The organism is Microcoleus sp. AT3-D2, assembly GCF_036705715.1.
Taxonomy (GTDB): domain Bacteria; phylum Cyanobacteriota; class Cyanobacteriia; order Cyanobacteriales; family Microcoleaceae; genus Microcoleus.
On the sequence record NZ_JAUBVE010000175.1, the window covers coordinates 1 to 2167 of the forward strand.

The 2167-nt window shown below is 46.5% G+C and carries 4 protein-coding genes; all 4 read right to left on the reverse strand.

Annotated elements, in window-relative coordinates:
• Positions 1–311: 311 nt before the first annotated feature.
• The 4 genes from QUB44_RS30600 to QUB44_RS30615 are packed head-to-tail and all read right to left on the reverse strand — an operon-like array spanning position 312 to position 1894.
• A complete protein-coding gene (locus QUB44_RS30600; protein ID WP_333373641.1) occupies positions 312–590 on the reverse strand; it encodes a hypothetical protein in 279 nt (92 codons plus the stop codon).
• The gene (locus tag QUB44_RS30605; protein WP_333373643.1) at positions 583–1128 is read right to left on the reverse strand and encodes a hypothetical protein; all 546 of its coding nucleotides are present in this window, start codon (positions 1126–1128) and stop codon (positions 583–585) included. Before QUB44_RS30605 ends, QUB44_RS30600 begins: the two co-directional genes overlap by 8 nt.
• Positions 1119–1382, reverse strand: coding sequence for a hypothetical protein (locus tag QUB44_RS30610; protein WP_333373646.1), 264 nt, complete (start codon positions 1380–1382; stop codon positions 1119–1121). Before QUB44_RS30610 ends, QUB44_RS30605 begins: the two co-directional genes overlap by 10 nt.
• Entirely contained in the window at positions 1382–1894 is a 513-nt protein-coding gene (locus QUB44_RS30615) for a hypothetical protein (protein ID WP_333373648.1), read from the reverse strand. The genes QUB44_RS30610 and QUB44_RS30615 overlap by 1 nt, the downstream gene beginning before the upstream one ends.
• Positions 1895–2167 lie beyond the last annotated feature (273 nt).

The following is a 2167-nucleotide window of genomic DNA, read 5'->3' on the forward strand; positions in this document are numbered from 1 at the left end:
TTTTTGAGCAACAGCTTGCCTGAGATTCAAAGGTGGCTACTTTTAGCTGCGCTCATTTTTTAGTCTAAACTACAGTTGCTTAAGGATATTTCAAAAACCCACTCAAGCCGAACATTTTGCGCCTACTCTTTCTGATTCCAAAGCTTTTTCTCGGTCTAAACGGCCGAGAGTCGCCTATAGATTAAGCTGCGTCGCCACAGCCTGGGACTCCACCAATTGCCTATTTGGTCTTAACAGATAACCTAAAGCACCCTTGTTTCTAGGGCCACCCTTGCGGGGCTAGGACTGTTTTACTTGTCTTGAATTTTACCTCAAGTTTGGTTCGATTGCCTCTTGCCACCCAACACCGCGTCATAGGGCTTCGGTTGTGGTTCGTTGGGATTGGGTGCTGTGGGTGCGGATGTTATTACAAGCGATGTTCTTACGTTATTTAGGTAATAGGCAAACTTATTTGCGTCACCCCGTTGAGCATAATATTTTTCCTTGCCATTCCACACGCAACCCTTAGTTCTTAAAAATGCTAAGGTGTTTGTAATTTCTGTTTTAGTTCCTATCACTCGGAAGCTTCCTAGTTGTAGTGATTCACTCATTGAGTTTCCCCTCAAACTGTTGCAAAATTGACTTTAATTTTACCTTGCCATCTGCAAATTTGCGCCCTCCCATTTTGAGTACATTCTCAATAATCCAAGTTACAGACTTACCCGCTTCCATTGACTTACAAACTTCCAAGTATATAGGGTAATCAGGAGAGTCGGAAGCGGAAGCAGTTTCCTGTAAGTCGCTGCTGTATATAGCTTCCAGCGCTTGACGGCTAGCTTCCACGTCAACGCCAGGGGAAGTCAGGATAAGTTCAGCTTCCTGCTGTCTTTGTTGCTGTGAAACATAGACGCTCGTGCTGATTTCATCTTCTACATCAGCTTTAATCGCTCTCAGTTTCAACTCCTCAACTTCTCCCTCGTCAGCTAATTGACGGGCGATATTTCCAGCGGTAACAGCACAAGCAATTGCAGCACACAGGCTTACCCCTTGCAGCGCTTTGTGAGTGTCTAGCTTTTTGTCTAGTGCTGCTAGTGGAACCAACCACAGCACAAGAGAGGACGCGCTCAACACAAACAGTTTTAGCTGCATAGAAATACCCCCAAACCAATCAGCAGCATCGCCAAACCGCCGATTAGAACTGCCTGTAAGTCAGCCACTGAAATCTTGAGCCACTTGCTCAGGGAGTAGTCAAGCAACCAACTCAAACCCCAAGCAATCGCAATTGCTGCTAACAAAAATAAAATGGCTTTCATTGCCATTGGATGCAGACTCGCTATCCACCCCAGAAGGGAGAAAGCGACGCATCCGGCAACGAAGTAATTTGCCAGATACATCGCTTTCATTAGCTGTTGCCCCCAGTTAACTTGGCTTTAATGGCGTCAATGCGAGTGCGGGCATCGCTGTCAGCCTTATCAATACCTAGCCCCAAGCGCGCATATCCTGGTCGGAGTGCATGAAGCTTTTTGGCAAGTCCAGAGTTCGATCGAACTTTCTTGAGTTCCTTGTCAGCGACTACGCCCTCGTATTTCCTGTGTTCTTTATGCACCACAGCATCAGCCGCTTCAATTTTCCCCAGTGCTTTGTAGGCGCGCTTAGATTGTCGGGCCCCGTCGGTTTTTTCTTTGGCTAAATCCTTCACTGCATCCGCCTCATCCTTGGTGAAATACCTCGAAGCTGGTACAACTGGAACCGATCGAATAGACCCGAAGTTGCCGGGGTTGGTGGGGCTAATCGCACCCGCGTCGGTCTGCGCCAATACTTTAGATTTGTCGATCGCGTGGTTGCCGTCGTTGCTAGCCGAAAGTTTACCAGCGTCGGACTGACCGCCGCCGAATAGTCTCAGTTGTAAGCTCATAATTTTGTCCCTATTTGAATGTTGATGCGAACTGGGGAGGGAAATAAATTCAAGGGATTGATTTGTCGCCACATGGACATTGCCAGCACAAAGACTCCTGCCGATGCGAGTACAAGTGCGATGAGTTGCCCAAAATCAACCCAGTCTAAAAAGGTGGAATTCTGGCGGTAAGGAATGAAAAATAAATAAGTTAATAAATTATCGGTTATACTGAAAAAAGTGCGCTTATTGCAATTTTCACCCAAACAGAGATTAACTCACAACGGATTTTTC